The sequence below is a fragment of the Algoriphagus boritolerans DSM 17298 = JCM 18970 genome (assembly GCF_900108085.1).
Lineage (GTDB): Bacteria > Bacteroidota > Bacteroidia > Cytophagales > Cyclobacteriaceae > Algoriphagus > Algoriphagus boritolerans.
Map to the genome: position 1 here is coordinate 24,926 of NZ_FNVR01000030.1, position 20,869 is coordinate 45,794.

Genomic DNA, 20,869 nt, shown 5'->3' on the forward strand with positions numbered 1-20,869 from the left:
ATTGAAACAAAAAGGCCGAAAGATCTGATGCGTATTTGGATAGCTTCCTGGTTTTTGGTTTTTGGCTTGAGCGGGACTATTCGTGCTCAGGAAAAATGTCGCTGGGTTTCGGTAGATTATTTTGAAAATCCGACAGAGTTGGACTCACTTTCTGCGATTCAGGAGAGTATTCGGGTATCTGACCGACAAGGCAAAACGTATCCTTTTACCTATAATCTCTCCAACAGAACGCTTCAGGTGACCATTGATCCTGCTTTAGCGATTGATTCAATTCAGGTCTGCTATCGAACTCTGGCCATCCGCCTCGATCAGACGTTTGCCAAGCGCACGCTGACAGCGGATTATGATTCCACAGCGATTTTCAAAGACAATCGAGTACAGGCAAGGACCGATTTTGATATCCGGGAGGAACTTTTCCCAAGTAGTACACTCTATAAAACCGGAAGCCTGACCCGTGGAGTATCATTTGGAAATACTCAAAATGTATTCGTAAACTCTGCCCTAAACCTTCAATTGGAGGGTGATATCGGAGAAAACCTCAAAATCAGAGCGAGCATAACGGATCAAAATGTCCCATTTCAACCGGAAGGGAACACGCAACAGATTCAGGACTTTGACAATGTGCTGATCGAGCTTTACAATGATAATTTCAGCTTGGCCGCGGGTGATGTAGTCCTTCAGCAGCGTCAATCCGAATTTCTCAGATACTATAAAAACGTGCAGGGCCTTCAGTTTACTTCCAAATACAAATTGAAAAAAGGCTGGGAGGCAAGTTCACAGGGCTTTGCATCCGTTGCCAAAGGCAAATTTGCCTCCATCCAATTACCCATCCTCGAAGGTGTTCTGGGACCTTACCGAGTCAGCGGTCCAAATAATGAACGATTTGTGATCATTATGGCTAACTCTGAACGGGTTTTCCTGGATGGAAAGCAACTTCAGCGCGGCTTTAATGCCGACTATGTGATCGATTATAATCAGGCCGAAATCACCTTTACCCCTAAAGTCCTGATCACTCAATATTCCCGGGTCCGAGTAGATTTTGAATTTGCAGAACGGAATTATTCCCGATCTATTTTGGGTGCAAATCACTTGCAGACAAACGGTAAAGTTGATTTTTATGTCAATCATTATCAGGAAAAGGACAATAGAAACCGACCGCTTTTTACAGAGTTTACCCAAGCAGAACAGGCGCTTTTGGCAAATGTGGGGGATAGGATAGAAAATGCCGTCATCCCACGGATCGACTCTGTGGCCTACGATCCTACCCGAATTCTTTATGAAAAGGTGACGGAGCTGGATGATTTTGGCAATTTGCAGATTTACTTTCGATACAGTACTGATCCGGAATTAGCCCATTTTGCCCTTTCCTTTTCCCAGGTGGGACCAAATCAAGGGAATTATAAGCGATCCTCGCAACTTTCTAACGGGACAGTATTTGAGTATGTACCTCCTGTCAGCGGTCAGCCTCAGGGGGATTATTCGATTTTGACCCAGCTTCCGGCTCCCGATAGCAAGCAAATGACTACTGCCGGTACCCGTGTGAAGTTGGGAGAATATGAAAAAGTCTATACAGAGGTAGCGCTCTCCTCAGTGGATAAGAACTTGTTTTCCACTATAGACGAGGAAGATAATCAAGGACTAGGGTGGAAAGTGGGACTCCAGTCAGAAAACAGGGAACTTGGGATTTTTAAGGGATATAAATTCAAAGGACTGGCTGAGTTTGAGTACAATTCCACAAACTTCAACTTCATCGATCGGTTCCGTTACATTGAATTTGACCGTGATTGGGGAGTGACGCAGGAAATCCTTGAAATGCCTGCTGCTGAGCGATTTTTTCTTACTCAAATCGGCTTGGAAAAAGATACCAAAAACACCTTCAACTACAAGCTTTACCTGAGAAATCGGGAAAATGTCCTCAGTGGTTCACAGCACACGGCCAATTGGACTACTCAATTGGGAAAGCGATTTTTGGTACGACAGGAGTTTTTTACGCTAAACAGTGAGCTGGATACCTTGAATTCGAGCTGGACTAGATACTTGGGCAATGTTAGTTTTCAATCTAAAATCCTGGTTCCCGGATACCAGTTTTCTCTGGACCGAAATGCCCTTAAAAAGACTGAATCGGACTCTGTACTGAGTACAGCTATGAATTTTAAGGAGCATTTGATTTACCTCAGAAGTAATGATTCGCTGCGCTATTCTTTTTTGGTAGATGCGGCATGGAGAGAAGATAAGTCGCCTGTATTCGGCCGACTGGTAGACGATACCCGTGCTTTCACTTCCAACTTTACTTTCCAAAAGCAATGGACCCAGCACCGTCTCAGCAGCACCTTTACCTATCGGGAGTTGGAATATTTGCAGCGTGACTTACCAACGGAACTTACAGTAATGGGCAAAGTGGATTATTCCGGAAGCCTCGGCAAGAATCTGATTCGAAATGAAATCAGCTACGCCATAGGAAACGGACGGGAACTTCAACGTGAGTTTGTATTCCTCCCTGCTCCCAATGGAGATGGTACACACACTTGGAGGGATGACAATGGAGACGGCATCCAGCAGCTCAATGAATTCTACATTGCAATCAATCCCGAAGAAAAGCAGTACATTAAGATTTTCGTGCCTACCGATACCTATGTTCAGGCCTATACCAGCTTGCTCAATTATCGGATTCAGGCCAGATTTCCGGAAGCTTGGAAGGAGGGAGGGCGCTTTCTTGCTTTTCTCCATAAATTCTCCAATACCTCCAGCCTAAGTGTGGAGAAGAAAGTGACGTCTGATGTTTTTTTGGATCGGGTCAATCCGTTCATAGGGTCGATTGATCGGGATCAGATTCTTTCACTTCGACAGATCATTCGAACAAGTTTCTTTTTTAATAGAGCTTCCGCAAAGTATGGTTTTGATCTTTCACTCTTTGATTCTCAGCTGAAACAGCTGCTATCGGGAGGATTCGAAGACCAAATTCAGAAAGATTGGAAATTGAATACCAGATATAACTTCAATTCAATTCTTACTTTGAGAATTATTGGAAGTACCGGAAATAGAACTTCAGCTTCTGATTTTCTAGAAAACCGAAATTACACGATTCAACAATCTACCCTAGGTCCTGAATTGGCTTGGCAACCCTCCCCGTTTTTCAGGACGACAGGGTCCTATTTCTTTACAGGGAAAGCGAATATTCAAAATGTTGAGTTTGATGAAAGGGCCCAAACTCACCAAATCGGGCTGGATATGCGCTATGCAAAAGCAATAAAAACTACCCTGACAGGGAATCTTCGCCTGATTCAGATCGACTACAACGGAGAAGTCAATTCCCCCGTCGGTTATGAAATGCTTCAAGCCTTGACCCCAGGTACTAATGTCACCTGGTCCCTAAACTGGCTGCAGAAGATCGGCGAAGGACTTCAATTGAATCTGGTCTATGAAGGCCGAAACTCTCAGGGACTAGATCGGATCGTCCACATCGGACGGATGCAAGTCTCCGCGCTGTTTTGATAAAAAAATGTAACTTTGCTTACTGTAGATAGTTGTCATACTAACTATTAAAACACGAATCAAATGAGCAAAAGTATCCTCGTAACAGGAGGCACCAAAGGGATAGGAAGAGCGATTATCGAGCGTTTTGCAAAGGAGGGGTTTGATATCTTCACCTGTGCCAGAAGCGAAAAGGATCTGGAAACGCTAAAAGCTCATTTGGAGGATGACTATCCTGAAATTCAGGTTTTGGCTTTGTCCGCAGATCTTTCCAAAAAGGAAGAAGTAGTCAAATTTTCTGATGCGGTGAAAGCAGTCGGTCTGCCCGATGTCCTTGTCAATAACACCGGAATTTTTCTTCCCGGATCCATTCACAATGAGCCCGAAGGAAACTTTGAGTTATTGATGCATACCAATCTCTTCTCGGCTTACTACCTCACCCGCGCCTTCGTCAACGAAATGATCGCCCGCCGCTCAGGGCATATTTTTAGCATGGGGTCTATTGCGGGATTGACTGCCTATCCCAACGGAGGAACTTACGCGGTGACCAAGTGGGCGATGCTGGGGATGACCAAATGCCTGCGTGAAGAGCTCAAACCTCATCAGATTAAAGTAACTTCCATCCTTCCCGGAGCGACGTTTACTGCAAGTTGGGAAGGTGTGGATCTTCCCGTAGAGCGCTTTATCCCTGCAGAAGATGTGGCAGAAAGCGTCTGGGGTGCTTATAACCTTTCACCCCAAACTGTTCTTGAAGAAATAATTATACGCCCCCAACTAGGAGATTTATAAGCTATGGAGTCACTGATCAAGTCCCTCGATTCACTGTATTGCGATAGTCTGTCGCGCTATTCCAGACGAAAAACGATTCCTGTCCGGGTCGGAGATATCACCATCGGTGGTGACAATCACATCGTCGTACAATCCATGACTACCATAGATACCATGGATACCATCGGCTCTGTCGAGCAGGCTATCCGGATGATCGAATCGGGTTGCGAATTGGTCAGGATCACCGCTCCCAGTATCAAAGAGGCGGAAAATCTCAGAAATATTAAAGCTGAGTTGCGCAAAAGAGGCTACCAAACTCCGCTTGTCGCGGACATTCACTTCACACCCAATGCTGCTGAGTTAGCGGCACAAATCGTGGAAAAAGTCCGAATTAACCCCGGCAATTACGCCGATAAGAAGAAATTTGAAGTCATCGACTACACTGATGCCAGCTATGCGGAAGAGCTGGATCGAATTCGCGATCGCTTTTTGCCTTTGGTGAAAATCTGCAAAGAAAACGGGACTGCGATGCGAATAGGCACCAATCATGGTTCGCTTTCGGATCGCATTATGAGCCGCTATGGGGATACCCCGTTGGGAATGGTGGAGTCAGCACTTGAGTTTTTGCGGATCTGTGAGGATGAAAACTATCACGAAATCGTCATTTCGATGAAGTCATCAAATACGCAAGTGATGGTACAGGCTTATCGTCTTTTGGTTCAAAAGCTAGATGAAGGCGGATTCAAACCTTATCCATTGCATTTGGGAGTGACCGAAGCAGGAGAAGCTGAAGATGGTCGAATCAAATCTGCGGTGGGAATCGGAACCTTGCTTGAAGATGGTTTGGGAGATACTGTTCGCGTGTCCTTGACTGAGGATCCGGAGTTTGAAGCGCCGGTTGCCAAAGCCTTGATTGATCGGTACACGGATCGAAAAAATCATACTCCTATAGCAGAAATCGACCATTATCCGATTACTCCCTTCGAATACAACAAGCGTCACGTTTCAGAGATTTACAATTTTGGAGGGCATAATGTCCCTCGCGTTATCACGGATATTTCCAAAATCGAAAAAATCACCGATCGGGAGATGAAAGCCGTGGGTCATTTCTATTTGCCTGAATTGGACAAGTGGAAAATGAACGATCAGGGTTGTGATTTCGTCTATTCTGGTGTAAATCCGATTCCATTTATGCTCCCAAATGGGATGAAGGAAATTCAGGATTTTTCAGTTTGGCAAAACACGACCGATGCCATTAACAAGTTTCCACTTTTCACTTTGGGTGAATATAAGGTCGCAGGGCACTTTCACAGTGAACTGAATTTCCTCGAGATTTTCGATACTGAAATTGATTTAGCGATTCCTGTATTGGTAGGAAGAAAAGATACCGTTTTGATGCTCAAGACAGACAACACGCATACCATGCCTGCTTTGCGGCGGGCTTTTGTCAGTCTTTTGGAAGCTAAATCTGAAGTTCCTGTGGTAGTCAAAGTAAGTTATCCGGATCAATCGGCTGATTCCACCACACTCTATGCGGCTACCGATGTGGGAGGATTGTTGATCGATGGGCTCGGGGATGGCATTATGATTTCTTTGGAAAAAGAAGCCAAATACACCCGTCTGGAGATTTTGGATCAGATCAAATTGCACAATTCGGTGAGTTTTGGAGTCCTTCAGGCTGCGCGAACGCGGATGTCTAAGACCGAATACATTTCCTGCCCATCCTGTGGCAGAACGCTGTTTGATCTTCAGGAGACTACAGCAATGATCCGTAAACGTACTGATCACCTGAAAGGCGTAAAGATCGGAATCATGGGCTGTATCGTCAACGGACCGGGAGAAATGGCCGATGCAGATTACGGTTATGTAGGTTCAGGCAAAGGAAAAATCACGCTTTACAAAGGCAAAGAAGTCATGAAAAAGTCAGTTCCTTCGGAAAAGGCCGTGGACGAACTGATCAATATCATCAAGGAAGACGGCATGTGGAATGAGCCGGAAACAATAGGATGAAGATAATTTTAAAATAAGCATATTTCAAAAATTCCCAAGGTAGCTGCGCAGATAGTTAAAAGATATGGCTAAAGCCGAGATATCTCGCGAAGCATATCTCAACAGTATCTCGCGTAGCATATCTCCAAAATATCTCGCGAAGCATATCTTCTAAAAAATTAAACTTAACCTTCACTCAATCTGTTTACGAACCAAAGTCAGAAATCATGTCAGAGAAAAACCAAGTCAAAGAATTCTTCAAGTTGGGTGAGGTAGGAAATTACTTTTTGAATGTGTTCAGAAAGCCTGATCCGAATAAACCGACAAATTTCAACTTGAGAATGATGCACGGGATCAACAAGATTTCCATCATCGTGTTTCTTTTTGCGATTATCGTCTGGACGATCAAGCGGTTTATTTAAGCATTAAAACCACTACGCTCACAGTTGTCTGAAATGAACATAAAGTTTAAATCACTGAGCTTTTAACAACCGACAGAAGCGCTATTTTTTTGACAGAATATCTCTAATGGTAGTTGAAATTGCCTCTTAAAATATTTCAATACCTTGAGAAGCCAGAACACTTTGGTCTTCCGTCTTCGGTCTACCGTCTTTTTAGCTTTTCTTTTTGCCAAAAATCCGCTGGAAGGGCTCTACATTTTGTCCGATAAAATCCTCCGGGAATTTTTCCTCGTCAGGCAGACCTACAGGTAGGTTTTCATCGTCAGAGGGCCAATAGTTAGTTCGAAAGATAAAATCCCAAATACTTAAGGTAATCCCGTAATTGAATCCATTGGGATGACTTTCCGGGAGATTTCTGGCATGATGCCACAGGTGCATTTGAGGACCGTTCAGGATGTATTTGAAAGGGCCCAGAGGAATTCTGAGATTGGCGTGTCCTAGTTGCCCCGTGACCAAAGTAAAAATATGTACGACAAAGAAGTCGGTAATTCCCACACCGATCATCGCTAAAGGAAGGTATTCTAAGGTCCGGTAGATCACATTTTCCATCCAATGGTAGCGAAGTAAAGCAGCAAAGCCCATTTCTCTGGTGCTGTGATGGACTTTGTGAAACTCCCACATCCAGCCCACATGATGGTACATTCGGTGGATATTCCACTGCATGAAATCTCGGACAACGAAAATCAAGACGATTTTTGCCCAAAACGGCCAGGTTTCGATGTGAATTGCCACCAGATTGGTAATCCCAAAAAGGCCAAGGAAATCATTGAAAACCTCTACGGCCACCATGGAGAGGGCATTATAGGCGATCAGGGCAAACAGGAAGTAGTTCCAAAACAGGTAAAACAAATCCATCCAAAAGTCCTGTCGGATGGCCGGTTGATCTTTTCTCCAAGGGAAAACCAATTCCAAAACCCAAATCACCAATGAAGCAGCAATCAGCCAATAAAAGTAGTTGTGCCAGCCCGGATTCAATATTTCATTGATCAGGTAATTTGCATAGCCATAGTAACCATCCACAATCGCCTTGAAGTATTTTTCCATCGGTCAAATTTCGAAAATCATTCGATAAACTACTTGATCAACAGGCTTGTTTGAGACAATTATTTCTGTTGATCATTTATTTTCTTAACTTTTTTCAGCCTAAAATAATCCTCTATGATCACTTTTATTTATCCATTTCTTTTAGCCGTAATGATTGGTTTTTTCTCCCGACAGCCTGAAAATTTTTACGCTGTGGATGATTTTCAAAAAGTCAAAAAAATCGATACCCATACCCATCACAATTCAGAAAGTACTGCATTGGTCGATGCTGCCGTCGAGTCCAATTTTTACCTGCTGACGGTGAATGTGGACGTCCCGACTTATCCTCCTTTACCGGAACAAGTTCGGCTTTCTTTATTGCATAAAAGCAAAAATCCGGCTCATATTGATTTCCTTTCCACTTTTTCACTTGAAAACTGGTCTGATCCGAACTGGGTCGAACAGGAAATTGAGCGGATTAAGGAAACATTTGATCAAGGTGCGATTGGAATCAAAATCTGGAAAAATATCGGAATGACCTACAAAGATGAAAAGGGAGACTTCATTATGGCAGATCATCCCCGCTTAGAGCCGATTTTTCAATTTGTACAAGATCAGGGAAAGACGCTTATGGCTCACCTGGGCGAACCCAAAAACTGTTGGCTTCCACTTGAGGAAATGACCGTCAACAATGACAGAACCTATTTCAAAGAGTATCCCGAATATCACATGTATTTGCATCCGGAATATCCAAGCTATGAGCAGCAAGTGGAGGCACGGGATAACTTATTGGAGAAATTTCCGGAAATCCGCTTTGTGGGAGCGCACTTGGGAAGTGTGGAATGGGATGTGGATGAACTTGCCAAGCGGCTAGATCGCTTTCCAAACCTGGCCGTAGATATGGCTGCTCGAATCGGACATCTTCAATTTCAAAGTCAAAAGGATAGGGAGAAAGTAAGAAACTTTATGATCAGCTATCAAGACCGGCTGATTTATGGGACTGATTTGGGTATTTCGGGAATTCCTGATTCAGAGCGGGTAAAAACTAATGCTATAGCAACATGGGAAGCCGATTGGAGCTATTTTGTCACCGATCAACTGATGGAAAACCGGGTGATAGATGGTTCATTTCAAGGCCTGAAATTACCAAAGGAGGTCATTGATAAAATTTACTTTCACAATGCGGTGAAATGGTTCAGACCAAATCTTAGTAAATAGTTTTTGGCTTATCCGTGATCTTGAACCTTGTCAAAGAAAAAACATTGAAACTGTTTTTTGGAAAACTTCCCCTTTTAAAGGCTTGGGGAAGATTCTAAGGGGAAAATAAAATATGTGTGTTCGGATAGCTGCACGTAGTCAAATAAAGAATGGCTAGATCACTAGTTTAACATTACTGTTGACAGTGGACCGTCGTCTGTGGACGTGTATCCGCCCGGTTTAAACCAAAATTCTTTCAACGTGCATCTTTGCGGATACACATAAAATAAAATCTACTTTAATTCCGATCAAAAAATAAACCCAATTCTCGCTACCAGGCTGTGAAACAGATAAGATGTTTCTGTGATGGAACTGTATCCCGGCGGTAGACTTGTACTCGTAAAAGGCCTTGGGGTAGGGTTGAATTCGAAAAAACCCTGAAAAAATCCCAACTCTTGCCGTTTGTAGGCCAAACTCATCGTCAGGGATGTCTTTTTTCCTTTTTTGGATGGAAATTTCATCCCAATCGACGGACTTAGCAACAAGCCTCCTTGGTATCGGCTTTCGTACCACTCCGTCTTTTCCTTTTTTTCAAGCAAAGCAAATCCTCCGCCCATGTCAAATCCTCCAATAAGCTGGGGTTTATTCGCCTTACCAAGAAACCCTCTCCAGCCAAATGCAATCGGAAATACACTGATCCAGTCATATTGATCCAAGCCTACGGAAATTCCGATTACCTGATTTTTTGAAATTTTGGCTCCATGAAAGGTGAGGATCGAAAGATCCACACGGTTTTCACTCTGACCGTCCCATGAATCTGTCTTTTTACCGAATAATACCCCAAACTCTGTCTGGTTGTAATAGGCTTTTCCCTGTCCAAAAACGGATTGAACAAAACTGAAAAAAATGACCAATACCAGAAGTTGGACTTTCATTTTTCGATGTGAATGAGGCCTTAGAGCGCTTGTTTGGGAAACATTACTGGACAGTCACCGGATTTTTCACATCAATACAGCTCAGCTTCACCAACTTGGAAGGAGTGCTGTAATCAAACTGACAAACCCCATCAGGTCCGATTACAATCAAGGACTTTGGCCCAGGAATGATATCCACAGATTTCATCGATTCCAAAAACTCCATTTGGTTTTGATCGATGGTCATCACATCGCTCACTTTGAAGCTTTTCAGGCCGTGTTTTCCCTCTGCGATATATAGATTGTCCTCCGAGAGTCCAAGTCCATGCGGATTGAGCATGGGATAGGATTTCATTAAATAAGGCTTGTAGGGATCTTCGATATTGACGACCTGAAGTTGGTTGATGTTATTGACGCATAAATTGCCGCTGCGCAACGTGACAAAGGCAAAGTCCTCATTCACCACTACAGGATCACAGGCCACCAAATGCTCGTAAACCGCCATTCTCGTCGGACTGCCGGGCGTGGAGGCATCATAAATGTGCATTCCTCTGTTGGATCCGATGAAGAGTTTGTTTTGAAATGGGAAGATAGTCTCAATGCCCCAGCCCAGATCGATAGGCTTGACAAACTTGGGGTCTTTGGCATCCCTCACATCAAACACACGCATGGTGGATTCGTCCACAGCGTAGAGGTGCCCGCTGGAAAGCGTAAATCTTGCCATCGATCCACCTGTTCCGTAGCTCTGTGCCGCTGCGGAGAAGTTGGCTGCAAATCCTACACTGCCATTCATAGTGAAAAACTCACAGTTGGCACAGCCCCGAAAGGCATTGTCTGTGGTAATCACCGAATCACGGAAGGTGATGATCTGTCCGGTATCGTGGCGGTACATGTGAGTAAATACGTCCTCGACGCGCTTGACCAAGGTGATGTTATTGATATTGCTGATGTCAAAGGCCAGAAGATCCACATAATTGTCCGCGTAGAGGATGTTGCTGTTGACAGCCAAGTCCACGTTCCCTTCGATGGGAATAAAGTTCTTGTTGACGGGATTGGCCGGATTGGTATTATCCAGGATATGGATGCCTTTGGTGGGCTCGTTGATTAGGAGATAGTCGCCATAGAGGTAGATTTTACCGGGATTGTCCAGTTCTTGTGGAGGAGCTACCGTAATGGTTTTGGCCCTGATATCACTCATTTCCAGAAAAATCGGCACCATGGCTCGGTAGGTGTGGGTTGTCATAACCTCATCCTGACAGGAAGTGAGGGAAACTGCCCCAATCATCAAGAGCAGCAAGGAAATGAGCTGTTTAATGTTTTTCATGTTCATGTGGGTTAGGGTTGAAAAAAATGGAATTAACTGAATGACGTAAGCCTACCGAACTTTGCTACAGTCACTTCAGAAAATATCCAAATTTATTTTTTTGAAATCGGATTTTTGTCCCTAATTCAGAATCCAATTTAGAAAATCAGCGATATTGTTCTTTTGTGATAGATCGTTTAGTCTTTTCATTATTTTCTGCTAATTGAATCTAAATTCCGAATTATTATGACCCTCGAATACTTGCGAGATTATTGCCTTTCACTTCCCGGAGTGACTGAAGACACTCCTTTTGACGCGACGACTCTTTGCTTCCGAGTGGGAGGAAAGATCTTTGCGATTATGGATATGGAGGTTTTTGAGTATGCCAATCTCAAGTGTGATCCAGAGCGAGCCATTGAACTGCGTGAGCGATATGCTGGGATTACTCCGGGCTATCACATGAATAAAAAACTCTGGAATTCGGTAAGCATGAGGGGAAATGTGCCGGATTCCCTTATTTTGGAACTTGCGAAACACAGCTATGAGTTGATCCGAGATTCCTTACCTCGAAAGGAGAAAGACAGACTGAAGTCGTAGCGATCAGTAGGTTGTGTCAGGCAGAACGAAATCGAAGTTTATCTAGAATTACAGAGCTTATTGAGCCTCATATGATATTGGGTTGCCTTATAAATTTACTACTTTTCAACCTTTTAATTTTACAATTTTTCAATCTTCCAATTTTTCAATTAATATCAAATCCCAAATCTCAAATCCCAAAATGTCCTACTTCTCCATCCGCAAGGTCTCCAAAACGTACGAGTTACATCCTGCACTTAAGGAGTTTTCATTAGCATTGGAAAAAGGGCAGTTTACAGCCATTGTCGGAGAGAGCGGATCGGGGAAAAGTACCTTGCTTCGGATCATGGCTGGCTTGGAAACTCAAACAAGCGGAGAGGTTTGGCTAAATGATCGGCAGATCGAAAACCCCAAACAAAAGCTTGTCCCTGGATATGACGAGATCAAACTGATCCATCAAGACTATCATCTTCAGCCCAACTCAACGGTGGAGGAGAATATTTCTCGCCCATTGCTCAACTATGATAAAGCCTATGCCCGTGATCGGGTGGATCGGCTGTTGTTTGACCTTGGGCTTGAAGGATTCAAGGATCGACACCCCCGTCAGCTGAGTGGAGGGCAGCAGCAGAAAGTCGCCATCGCAACAGCTCTCGCAGTGGAGCCGGATGTGCTTTTGCTTGACGAACCGTTCAGTAGTTTGGATTCGATTCAGAAACATAGATTAATTTCCGAACTGAAAGAATTGTTTTTAGAATTGGGAACCACAGTAGTTTTTGTAACCCATGATCTCGATGATGCGTTGCGTCTAACAGACAATTTGATCATTTTCCAGAAAGGCAAAGTAGTCCAGAAGGGAGGTTCCCAGGAGCTTTGTGAGCATCCAAAAACCCGCTATGTGGCCCGACTTTTTTCCACGATCAATCTGATTCCCGATCGATTCAATTCCTACCTCAGACCATCAGATGTCAGACTGCGGACCAAAGGAGAACTAATGGGCCATGTGATCGATCAGCGTTACTTGGTTCATTACAATTCCCTTTCCATTCGCTTAAAAAACGGAGGGCAAGTTTGGGAAGTCGACGATCCGTTTCGGAAGTATAAAATCGGAGATCGGGTTTACCTTCATTTTGATGAGGAAAAGGTTTTGATGCTGAAGTCTTGATTTTTTTAACCGCAAGGAGAGAGAAAAGTGAGGATCAATCTTCAATTGATCCTCAAATGATTAAACGGAAACAATCCTTTTCAAGAACACAAAGTTAAAAAGCTAAAGCTTTTTAATGTCCTCGGGAAATTCACCTGAGTTTTAAAAAATCATTAGGCTAAAAAAAAATGAGTAGTTAGTTGCAATCCACTTACAGCTGACTACTTACTTTTTACAATTCCTAACAGGAATCATTAATGGTTTTTGTAAACTGATCACTGACCACTGCTAACTTATTCCTCGTGTTCCCCATGCTCCCCATGCACGTGTCCATGAGCGATTTCTTCTTTAGAAGCTTCACGCACTTCAATAATTTTCCCTTCGAAATGAAGTTCAAAACCTACTAGTGGATGATTGAAGTCAAGCAATAAATTTTCGCCCAGATCTTTCATCACTTTTGCCTGCATGCTGTAACCGTTTTCATCCATCAAAGGAAGAAATTCGCCTTCTTTGAGCATATCATGTGAGAATCCACGCTCTCCTGAAAACTGTTCTTTCGGCAGGGTGATCAGCAATTCCTCGTCGGGTTCCCCATAAGCTTCTTCCACAGAAATCACAAATGAGAAGTCCTCTCCATCTTCTTTGCCACTAAGCAGTTCTTCAAATTTTTCAGGAAGACCGCTTTGCCCAAAAATGAAGTAAAAAGGATCCTCTTCATCACGGATTTCCACACTGAAAGGGGCGGATTCGATATCGTCCTCGTTTTTGCTGACTTTGAGCTCGTAGGTCAGGCCTACTACCCTATTTTCCTGGATATTCATTTAGTTGGGGGTTATTTGGTTAGGCCGTATTTCAGGCGAATTCGTAGTCGTTCTTTTAATACCGTCCATTTGCTCAGTGGAGTGGAGGATTTGAGGGGTTTTGCTGCGCGGAAGACAAAGTACTGATAGTCTTTCTCTGCAAAGAAAAGGGAATAGGTTTCCATCTTTTCGAGGTAAAATCCAACATTCGTGATGCTTTTGATTAAGTCTCCCGAATCCAAAGGTTGGTCGATTACTTGGAGTTTTTCCGGCTCGTTTTCAATCATCCACTGAAGGTATCTTGGGGAAGGGATATGGATGAAAATCACCGAGTCCGAATGCGCATGTTTGCTGATATTTTGGAAAAGCCGGGGATGCTGATCCACCGGAATATGCTCTAGCACGTCGGGGAAGACAAAGAAATCAAAGGTCTCGCCCTTTTTGTCAAAGTCAGACATGTCCGAAACTTCAAAGCTCAGATTGGTCTGTGCTTTCCAGAGAATTTTGCCTTTTTCGATGCTTTCCGGCGAAATGTCAACGGCCAAAACTTTTCCACCTGGAACTTGTGTAGCCAGCAAATAGGAAACCGTTCCGATTCCGCAGCCTACTTCTAATATCTTATGATTAGACTTCAAACCTGCAGCTTTCACCTTGTCCAAAATGCTCAAATGTCTGGAATTGATCCCCGTTTTTTGTTGCTTTTCGGCAAACTGGTCGTAGAAGCTGACGACTTCTTCTTTTTGATCGGTCTTAGACTTTTCCATTTGATTTTTTATAATTGAAAAATACTCCAGCGATCAAAGTCAAGACAATCAGGTATTGGAAAATTACCATTGGGGTCTTGGTAGAATAGTAGCTGGAGGGAGCGAAAGTAAATACCACTTCATGTTTACCGGCAGGAATCTCCAGACCCCGAAGCAGGTAATTTACCCGGAGTATTGGAGCCTCCTTACCGTCGATGGTGGCTGTCCATCCCTTAGGATAGTAAATTTCTGAGAAAACTGCCATTCCACCTTGACTCATGGAAGCTTGATATTTCAGTTCATTTGGAGCATTAGAAGTCAGAGAAATCTGACCTTCACCAGCCGGGATTTGTCCATATTCCTCAGTATTGAGGGTTGCTTGAGTTTTTGTATTTATATCCCCAAGTGCCTCAATTTCCTCCTGGTTTGCAGAAACTGCTACGATTTCGCTTGGAATCCAAGCTGGGCCGTTGGCCTCCGGATTTTCAAAAACAGCATTCGCCTCGGCTCCAGCAATCAGGTATTTGGTGTTGAGCATATTGATCACACCGATGCTTTCCCAGTCGAAATTTCCCTCTTGGGCCTTGGCAATAAAGGCTTCCAGTTCGGGTTGAATCTGATAGTCCACCAAATCCTGATAGCGTCTGAGTTTGGCTCCGTGATAGCCGCCCAAACTGTTGAATCGATAGCTGGTTCGAGCCCCTTGGGTCAATCCTTCGGTCAAAGGAAGTACCCGGAAATAGCCTTGGTCTCCGGCGATTGACTTTTCTGCAGGAGTCTCCGCAAAGAATTGACGGGAAGGGTTGCCCTGGAATGATTCCGTATTCAAGTAGCGTCGATTGATCGTCCAGACATCCAGTGTGATCAAAGCGATCAAGCCAAGTCCAAGGATCATGTCGGAGATTTTTCCTTTCAGGTAAAAATAAATCAAACCCATCGACACCGCGATAAAGGCAAAGCTTTTCCAAGCCGAAGCAGAAAGCATGGACTTTCGGTCAATTTTGATAGCCGAAGCCAGCCAATCCGGGAAATTCGCATCAGCAGGTCCCTCAAATCTGAAAAATGCACCTGAAGCAACAGCTAAAATCAAAACCAATCCTCCTACAATTCCTCCCGAGATAAGCAGCGGCTTCAATTCTTTCTTCTGCGCCAGCTTCTCCAGTGAAATCATTCCTAAAATCGGAATCGCGAAAAGCGTCATGCCCAAGGCCATGGACACAGCCCGAAACTTATTGTAGCCCGGTAAAATATCGAATAGTAGGTAGTTGAACCATGCGAGGTTTTTGCCCCAACTGAGCATCAAGGATAAAACGATGATGGTTCCAAAGGTGATCAGACTTTCTTTTGGCGCAGCCCAAATCCCCAAAATCGCAAGAAAGACCAGGATCACACTGCCGTAAATCGGCCCGCCGGTGAAGGGTTGATCCCCCCAATAGGTTGGCGCGCCCTTAACGAATCCATTGATTTGTGCAGGGTCCATACCTTGTGAACGCAGCGCTTTTTCTGAAGCGGAGTCCTTCGGAAGTGGCGTATTGCTGCCTCCTCCGTAGAAGTCGGGGATCAACAAGGTCAAGGTTTCCAGCTTTCCATTGGACCAGCCAAAGGCATAATCCTTGTCCAAGCCGGAAGATTTTGCCTCCAAAGTTGAATTTCCGCGGGTAGAGTAGGGGCTATATTCTAATGCGGTTGCGAGTCTTCCGAGGTTTCCACCCACTGCCAATACTGCTCCCAAAACCAAAAAACCAATGGTTTTGGAGAGGCCGGGGATTCCTTCTTTTTTCCAGTCAAAAACCATCCGAACTACCACGTAGATGACTGAAATGATCAGCGTGTAATAGGTGATTTGCAGGTGATTAAATTTGAGTTGGAGCAAAAGTCCCAAAGCGAGAAGTGCAGCGCCGAGGATCCGTTTGCGCTCAAAAGCCAGATGAATACCTGCTAAAATCAACGGAATCAGGCATACTGCCCAGATTTTGGCATTGTGACCGGCTTCGAGAGAAAGTAAATTATAGGTGTTGAATGAGAAAGCAATTGCCCCGCCGATGGCGAAAACGGGCCGGACGCCGAAGCTTAAAAGTAAAATATACATCCCCAGCATCCCGAAAAATAAGCCATTGATCGGGTGGGGAAGTCCTAGTGTCAAGACAGAAATCACCGCATTGGTGATGTCGCCCGGGAACTCCAAGCTGATGAAATAGGCCGGCATGCCGCCAAACATGCTATTGGTCCAAAGGAGCTGTTCCCCCGTGTTCTCCCGATGATCCAAAACGGCTTTTGCCGAGCCTTCCCATTGCAAAATATCTCCCTGAAAAATGATTTTCCCGTCAAAAATCATCGGAGAGAAATACAATACTACGATGAGGTAGAAAAGGACGATTCCCAAGAGATGGGGAAGCAGGTCTTTTTGAAAATTGAATTGCATGAAAAGGAAGGATTTTTTCTGCGACAAAATTAAGCCTGCAAATTAGGGATTTAATGGGAAAGAGCGAGAAGATATCATTTCAATAGGTTCCCACAGATTTACAGATTTTGTTCTTCATTAATGATTCCCGCAGATGCTCGCAGAAAAAGTCGCTGATTATCGCTGATTTTGGATGGATTTTATTGCTCCCGTCTTCAGTCCCTTGTCTTCCTTCTTATTTCGCACAAATTCACCTTCTCAAAAACCCTTAATTTCATTACTTTTGCACCAAATAGAAGCAGAACCGAATGTTTGATAATTTAAGTTTAAAGCTTGACCGGGCTTTCAAAACCCTGAAAGGAACCGGTAAAATCACCGAAATCAACGTCGCATCCACCGTAAAGGAAATCCGAAGAGCCCTGATCGATGCCGACGTCAACTATAAAGTAGCCAAGGAAGTCACCGATACGATTCGAAATGAAGCCTTGGGTCGGGATGTCTTAATTTCCGTTTCACCAGGTCAACTTCTCGTCAAAATCACTCAGGAAGAGTTGACCAAGCTTATGGGCGGTTCCAAGGTAGACATCAAACTGAGCGGAGATCCGGCTGTAATTTTGATTGCGGGTTTGCAAGGTTCGGGTAAAACGACCTTCACAGGAAAGCTTGGAAGCTTGCTGAAAAGACAGGGCAGACAGGTTCTCTTGGTGGCCTGCGATATCTACAGACCTGCTGCGATTGATCAGTTGAAAGTATTGGGTGAGCAGATTGGAGTGGAAGTCTATGCTGAGCCAGAAAATAAGAATGCCCTTCAGATCGCCAACAATGCGATCGCCTATGCGAAGAAAACCGGCAAAAAGACGGTAGTTGTCGATACAGCGGGTCGTTTGGCAGTCGATGATCAGATGATGAAGGAAATTGAGGAGCTGAAAAAAGCCCTTAATCCTTCTGAGACACTTTTTGTGGTCGATTCCATGACAGGTCAGGATGCGGTAAATACTGCGAAGACCTTTGATGAGCGATTGAATTTTGACGGAGTAGTCCTGACCAAACTCGATGGTGATACCCGAGGTGGTGCGGCGATTTCCATTCGTCACGTTGTGAATAAGCCGATCAAGTTTATCTCAACGGGTGAAAAAATGGAAAATCTGGATGTCTTCCATCCGGATCGTATGGCCCAGCGAATCCTCGGAATGGGTGATGTGATCTCCTTGGTAGAGCGTGCACAGCAGTCCTTTGATGAAGATGAGGCCAAGCGAATCAATGCCAAAATCCGTCAGAATAACTTCAATTTCGACGATTTCCTTTCGCAGCTCGAGCAGGTGAAAAAGATGGGAAATATCAAAGACCTGATGGGCATGATCCCGGGAATGGGAAAAGCGATGAAAGGCTTGGATATCGATGATGATTCCTTCAAGCCGATCGAAGCGATCATTCGCAGCATGACTCCCAAAGAGCGTCAGCAACCTGACATCATTGATGGAAGAAGAAGAAAGCGAATTGCTGATGGTTCGGGAAGGACGATCGTGGAAGTGAACAACCTCATGAAGCAGTTTGACGATATGCGCAAACTGATGAAGCAGATGAACAAAATGGGAGGTGCCAAGCAAGCCATGAGCCGGATGATGCCTCCGGGTGGAGGAAGAAGATAAGGGGAAGCACAAAGTTTCGATTAATGTCTCACTGAGCGGAGTCGAAGTGTCAATAAAAGTTTTTTAATCAAGAAATAATATTGATCGCTGATTTTCAATTTTGGGCAATGGTTTTTATAAAAAAAGGTCATTGCCATTTAAATCAATATATCACCTAAGTTATTGATTTAAAAAATAAGCATTTGTAAATCAATAATTTATAAAATATTCAACTTAAAAAGTTGGAGGTCTTTTTTTTTTTTGCTTTATTTCAAACACATAAAACAACTAATTATATGAGAAAAATTCTATTTTTTGGTGGCTTACTTTTTGGCCTCCTATTTTTCCAAGCAGAAGCGAATGATCTTAGATACTTTTGTACTGAGACATGGTCTAACGGTTCTGAGACACATACCAGCGAGTATCATTGTTACAGTCCTGAGTCAGCGGGAACTTGTACAGCGCAATGTATGATAGGAGATGGTTGTTCCAGGGAATGCTGTGTGGATGAACCTACTATTGCCGGCTAGTTTAAGAATAAGGAGAGTTTTTTATTCTCCTTACCCTACACTTGGTGATAAATGTAAAATAATGAAGAATCTATCGATAATTATCCTGCTGTTTTTTTTGATTGGATGTAAAAGCTATGAAAGTGGAATCGAGCGTAATACTTTTTCAATCGCTCCAAATCCCGCAGTCGTAGAAATAGCTAAAATTTTCAAACAAATCAGTCCGATACAGTTAAAAGGCACTGATCTACCATTGACAGTTTATCGGGTTTTACCACACTCCGGAGGTTATTATATGCTCGATGGTAAAAAGCAAAGTGTTTTGAGTACTGATGGAGATGGGAAAATTTTAAAAGTCCTCAATGCGGTTGGAGATGGTCCCGGAGAGTATAGGGAAATCTGGGATATAAAAATTAATCCGAGAAATGAGGATCTCTATATCTTGGATAGGAAATTGGCGAAAATGCTCGTTTATTCTGCTTCCTTGGAATTTATAGAAGAGGTCCCGATTAAGAGAGAATTTGTAGGGACTTTACTTTCTTTTGGGTTTATCAATGGGGATGAGGTGCTGTTTCATACCAGCGGAACATCAGGGTATAAATTTTTAAAATATGGGGTTAAGTCCAAGAAATTTGAATTTAAAGTCCCAATTGATAGAGAATTTGAAGGACTTGGATTTGGGAATGATAGGTCCATGTCTCTATTGAATGATCGGATCTCATTGATATATCCATTGAGTAACAAAATTGAGCGATATGATCAGAATCTCCAAAGGGGCGAAGACTTGTTTGTTGATTTTCAAAACTTCATGATTAGTGAATCAGACCTAAAGCTGGTTGCAAATGATCAAAATAGAATGTTTGACTTGATCCAAAATGACGAAAATAAAAAAACTCACTCTTTCGGACTTGTTGAAACGGATCGAGACTATGTAATATCTTATTATTTAGGATCGTTTCGAGATGGAGATCATTTGAAATCACTAGTGGATAAGGTTACGGGAGAAAGTACAACTTGGAAATCTATAACAATAGATCAACTTGAAGTTGATTTATTGTTAATTGGTAAAAGTAAAAGTGATGAATTGATTTTTACTCTAAATTCAGAACAGTTGGAGAGAATGACTCCTGCTCAAATTCAGGTTCTTTCAAAGAAATTAAAAACCCCAATTGATCAGAATAAACCTTTGTTGATTTTTTGTACTCCAAAGTGAGGGTTTAACCTTACCTGATCAAGCGTTCTACTGGGACGTGGAAGATTTGTCCCAAGATTGGATTATCAACCAAATGTTCCACTTGGAAAAGGGCGATCTGTAGTTTTTTGGTTTTTCAAAATGACCGTAAGTAATTTCGTTCCAGCGGAACGACGCGTTGGTAGCTAAGATGATTCACCAGGCGGGGATCGTTCCGTAGGAACGTTTGGTGAAAAACAAACAAGTTTCAATCGTAAATCACCATGCGTTCCGCTGGAACGCGGGTTGTATCTTCATACCTGAGGTTACCGACCAGATGTCCCGCTGGGACATGGGTTTTTATCAGATGGTATGTACTAAGCTAAGTTTTCTAGGAAATTTGCGGTTTGGCAATACTTCCAGATGGAATTTACTTTAATCCGAGTCTCGTTCCAGCGGAACGAATGGTTGGTAGCCGAGGTGATGCAAGAGGCGGGGATCGTTCCATAGGAACGTTTGGTGAAAAACAAACAAGTTTCAATCGTAAATCACCATGCGTTCCGCTGGAACGCGGGTTGTATCTTCATAGCTGAGGTTACCGACCAGATGTCCCGCTGGGACATGGATTTTTAGTTGACAGCTTGTTCTTGGCTTCATTGCTACTCGGTTCTCGTTCCAGCGGAACGAATGGTTGGTAGCAAAAAGTGTAATTGTAGGTAGGGTTCGTTCCGTAGGAACGTTTGGTGATTTTTTCCGAAATCAATAATTTGTAGA

At 43.5% G+C, this 20,869-nt stretch carries 15 protein-coding genes; 9 read left to right on the forward strand and 6 right to left on the reverse strand.

The features are described 5' to 3' along the window. The first annotated feature begins 27 nt into the window (after nucleotides 1-27). From C4S61_RS18275 to C4S61_RS18290, 4 genes are all read left to right on the forward strand, one after another. Nucleotides 28-3,492 (forward strand): hypothetical protein, encoded by a 3,465-nt coding sequence (locus C4S61_RS18275; RefSeq protein WP_235010094.1) that lies wholly within the window; start codon nucleotides 28-30, stop codon nucleotides 3,490-3,492. A 63-nt stretch (nucleotides 3,493-3,555) separates the two neighbouring features. After that, nucleotides 3,556-4,260 carry an SDR family oxidoreductase gene (locus C4S61_RS18280; protein WP_103926239.1) on the forward strand — a complete coding sequence of 235 codons (705 nt, stop codon included), beginning with the start codon at nucleotides 3,556-3,558 and terminating at the stop codon, nucleotides 4,258-4,260. A gap of 3 nt (nucleotides 4,261-4,263) precedes the next feature. After that, nucleotides 4,264-6,249, forward strand: coding sequence for a (E)-4-hydroxy-3-methylbut-2-enyl-diphosphate synthase (gene ispG, locus C4S61_RS18285; RefSeq protein ID WP_103926240.1), 1,986 nt, complete (start codon nucleotides 4,264-4,266; stop codon nucleotides 6,247-6,249). A 206-nt stretch (nucleotides 6,250-6,455) separates the two neighbouring features. After that, on the forward strand, nucleotides 6,456-6,650 hold the full coding sequence (locus C4S61_RS18290; protein ID WP_103926241.1) for a DUF6728 family protein: 195 nt from the start codon (nucleotides 6,456-6,458) through the stop codon (nucleotides 6,648-6,650). 192 nt (nucleotides 6,651-6,842) lie between these two features. Here the strand turns inward: C4S61_RS18290 and C4S61_RS18295 are convergent, their stop codons facing one another. Next, on the reverse strand, nucleotides 6,843-7,733 hold the full coding sequence (locus C4S61_RS18295; RefSeq protein ID WP_103926242.1) for a sterol desaturase family protein: 891 nt from the start codon (nucleotides 7,731-7,733) through the stop codon (nucleotides 6,843-6,845). Between the two features lie 114 nt (nucleotides 7,734-7,847). Here C4S61_RS18295 and C4S61_RS18300 point away from each other — a divergent pair, with 114 nt between their 5' ends. Next, a complete protein-coding gene (locus C4S61_RS18300; protein ID WP_235010096.1) occupies nucleotides 7,848-8,930 on the forward strand; it encodes an amidohydrolase family protein in 1,083 nt (360 codons plus the stop codon). A gap of 287 nt (nucleotides 8,931-9,217) precedes the next feature. Here C4S61_RS18300 and C4S61_RS18305 read toward each other — a convergent pair whose 3' ends face one another. Continuing rightward, nucleotides 9,218-9,844 (reverse strand): hypothetical protein, encoded by a 627-nt coding sequence (locus C4S61_RS18305; protein ID WP_103926243.1) that lies wholly within the window; start codon nucleotides 9,842-9,844, stop codon nucleotides 9,218-9,220. Nucleotides 9,845-9,887: 43 nt separating this feature from the next. Then, nucleotides 9,888-11,147, reverse strand: coding sequence for an LVIVD repeat-containing protein (locus C4S61_RS18310; protein ID WP_235010098.1), 1,260 nt, complete (start codon nucleotides 11,145-11,147; stop codon nucleotides 9,888-9,890). Nucleotides 11,148-11,372: 225 nt separating this feature from the next. On the opposite strand from C4S61_RS18310, the gene C4S61_RS18315 reads away from it, so the two are divergent. Together C4S61_RS18315 and C4S61_RS18320 are read left to right on the forward strand one after the other, a co-directional pair. Next, the gene (locus tag C4S61_RS18315) at nucleotides 11,373-11,723 is read left to right on the forward strand and encodes an MmcQ/YjbR family DNA-binding protein (RefSeq protein WP_103926244.1); all 351 of its coding nucleotides are present in this window, start codon (nucleotides 11,373-11,375) and stop codon (nucleotides 11,721-11,723) included. Between the two features lie 181 nt (nucleotides 11,724-11,904). Further along, entirely contained in the window at nucleotides 11,905-12,864 is a 960-nt protein-coding gene (locus C4S61_RS18320) for an ABC transporter ATP-binding protein (RefSeq protein ID WP_103926258.1), read from the forward strand. Nucleotides 12,865-13,136: 272 nt separating this feature from the next. Here the strand turns inward: C4S61_RS18320 and C4S61_RS18325 are convergent, their stop codons facing one another. From C4S61_RS18325 to C4S61_RS18335, 3 genes are read right to left on the reverse strand one after another with little or no spacing between them, the layout of a single operon-like run. Continuing rightward, entirely contained in the window at nucleotides 13,137-13,664 is a 528-nt protein-coding gene (locus C4S61_RS18325; protein ID WP_103926245.1) for an FKBP-type peptidyl-prolyl cis-trans isomerase, read from the reverse strand. 11 nt (nucleotides 13,665-13,675) lie between these two features. Next, complete coding sequence (locus tag C4S61_RS18330; RefSeq protein WP_103926246.1) at nucleotides 13,676-14,407, reverse strand: class I SAM-dependent methyltransferase; 732 nt, start codon at nucleotides 14,405-14,407, stop codon at nucleotides 13,676-13,678. Next, on the reverse strand, nucleotides 14,394-16,808 hold the full coding sequence (locus tag C4S61_RS18335) for a YfhO family protein (RefSeq protein ID WP_103926259.1): 2,415 nt from the start codon (nucleotides 16,806-16,808) through the stop codon (nucleotides 14,394-14,396). Before C4S61_RS18335 ends, C4S61_RS18330 begins: the two co-directional genes overlap by 14 nt. Before the next feature lie 287 nt (nucleotides 16,809-17,095). On the opposite strand from C4S61_RS18335, the gene ffh reads away from it, so the two are divergent. Further along, a complete protein-coding gene (gene ffh / locus C4S61_RS18340) occupies nucleotides 17,096-18,436 on the forward strand; it encodes a signal recognition particle protein (protein WP_103926247.1) in 1,341 nt (446 codons plus the stop codon). 570 nt (nucleotides 18,437-19,006) lie between these two features. After that, on the forward strand, nucleotides 19,007-20,137 hold the full coding sequence (locus tag C4S61_RS18345; RefSeq protein WP_160111271.1) for a 6-bladed beta-propeller: 1,131 nt from the start codon (nucleotides 19,007-19,009) through the stop codon (nucleotides 20,135-20,137). Nucleotides 20,138-20,869 lie beyond the last annotated feature (732 nt).

Coding starts and splice junctions, on each gene's coding strand:
- C4S61_RS18275 (WP_235010094.1), top strand. CDS start 28: ATGCGTATTTGGATAGCTTCCTGGTTTTTGGTTTTTGGCTTGAGCGGG.
- C4S61_RS18280 (WP_103926239.1), top strand. CDS start 3,556: ATGAGCAAAAGTATCCTCGTAACAGGAGGCACCAAAGGGATAGGAAGA.
- ispG (WP_103926240.1), top strand. CDS start 4,264: ATGGAGTCACTGATCAAGTCCCTCGATTCACTGTATTGCGATAGTCTG.
- C4S61_RS18290 (WP_103926241.1), top strand. CDS start 6,456: ATGTCAGAGAAAAACCAAGTCAAAGAATTCTTCAAGTTGGGTGAGGTA.
- C4S61_RS18295 (WP_103926242.1), bottom strand. CDS start 7,733: ATGGAAAAATACTTCAAGGCGATTGTGGATGGTTACTATGGCTATGCA.
- C4S61_RS18300 (WP_235010096.1), top strand. CDS start 7,848: ATGATCACTTTTATTTATCCATTTCTTTTAGCCGTAATGATTGGTTTT.
- C4S61_RS18305 (WP_103926243.1), bottom strand. CDS start 9,844: ATGAAAGTCCAACTTCTGGTATTGGTCATTTTTTTCAGTTTTGTTCAA.
- C4S61_RS18310 (WP_235010098.1), bottom strand. CDS start 11,147: ATGAAAAACATTAAACAGCTCATTTCCTTGCTGCTCTTGATGATTGGG.
- C4S61_RS18315 (WP_103926244.1), top strand. CDS start 11,373: ATGACCCTCGAATACTTGCGAGATTATTGCCTTTCACTTCCCGGAGTG.
- C4S61_RS18320 (WP_103926258.1), top strand. CDS start 11,905: ATGTCCTACTTCTCCATCCGCAAGGTCTCCAAAACGTACGAGTTACAT.
- C4S61_RS18325 (WP_103926245.1), bottom strand. CDS start 13,664: ATGAATATCCAGGAAAATAGGGTAGTAGGCCTGACCTACGAGCTCAAA.
- C4S61_RS18330 (WP_103926246.1), bottom strand. CDS start 14,407: ATGGAAAAGTCTAAGACCGATCAAAAAGAAGAAGTCGTCAGCTTCTAC.
- C4S61_RS18335 (WP_103926259.1), bottom strand. CDS start 16,808: ATGCAATTCAATTTTCAAAAAGACCTGCTTCCCCATCTCTTGGGAATC.
- ffh (WP_103926247.1), top strand. CDS start 17,096: ATGTTTGATAATTTAAGTTTAAAGCTTGACCGGGCTTTCAAAACCCTG.
- C4S61_RS18345 (WP_160111271.1), top strand. CDS start 19,007: ATGAAGAATCTATCGATAATTATCCTGCTGTTTTTTTTGATTGGATGT.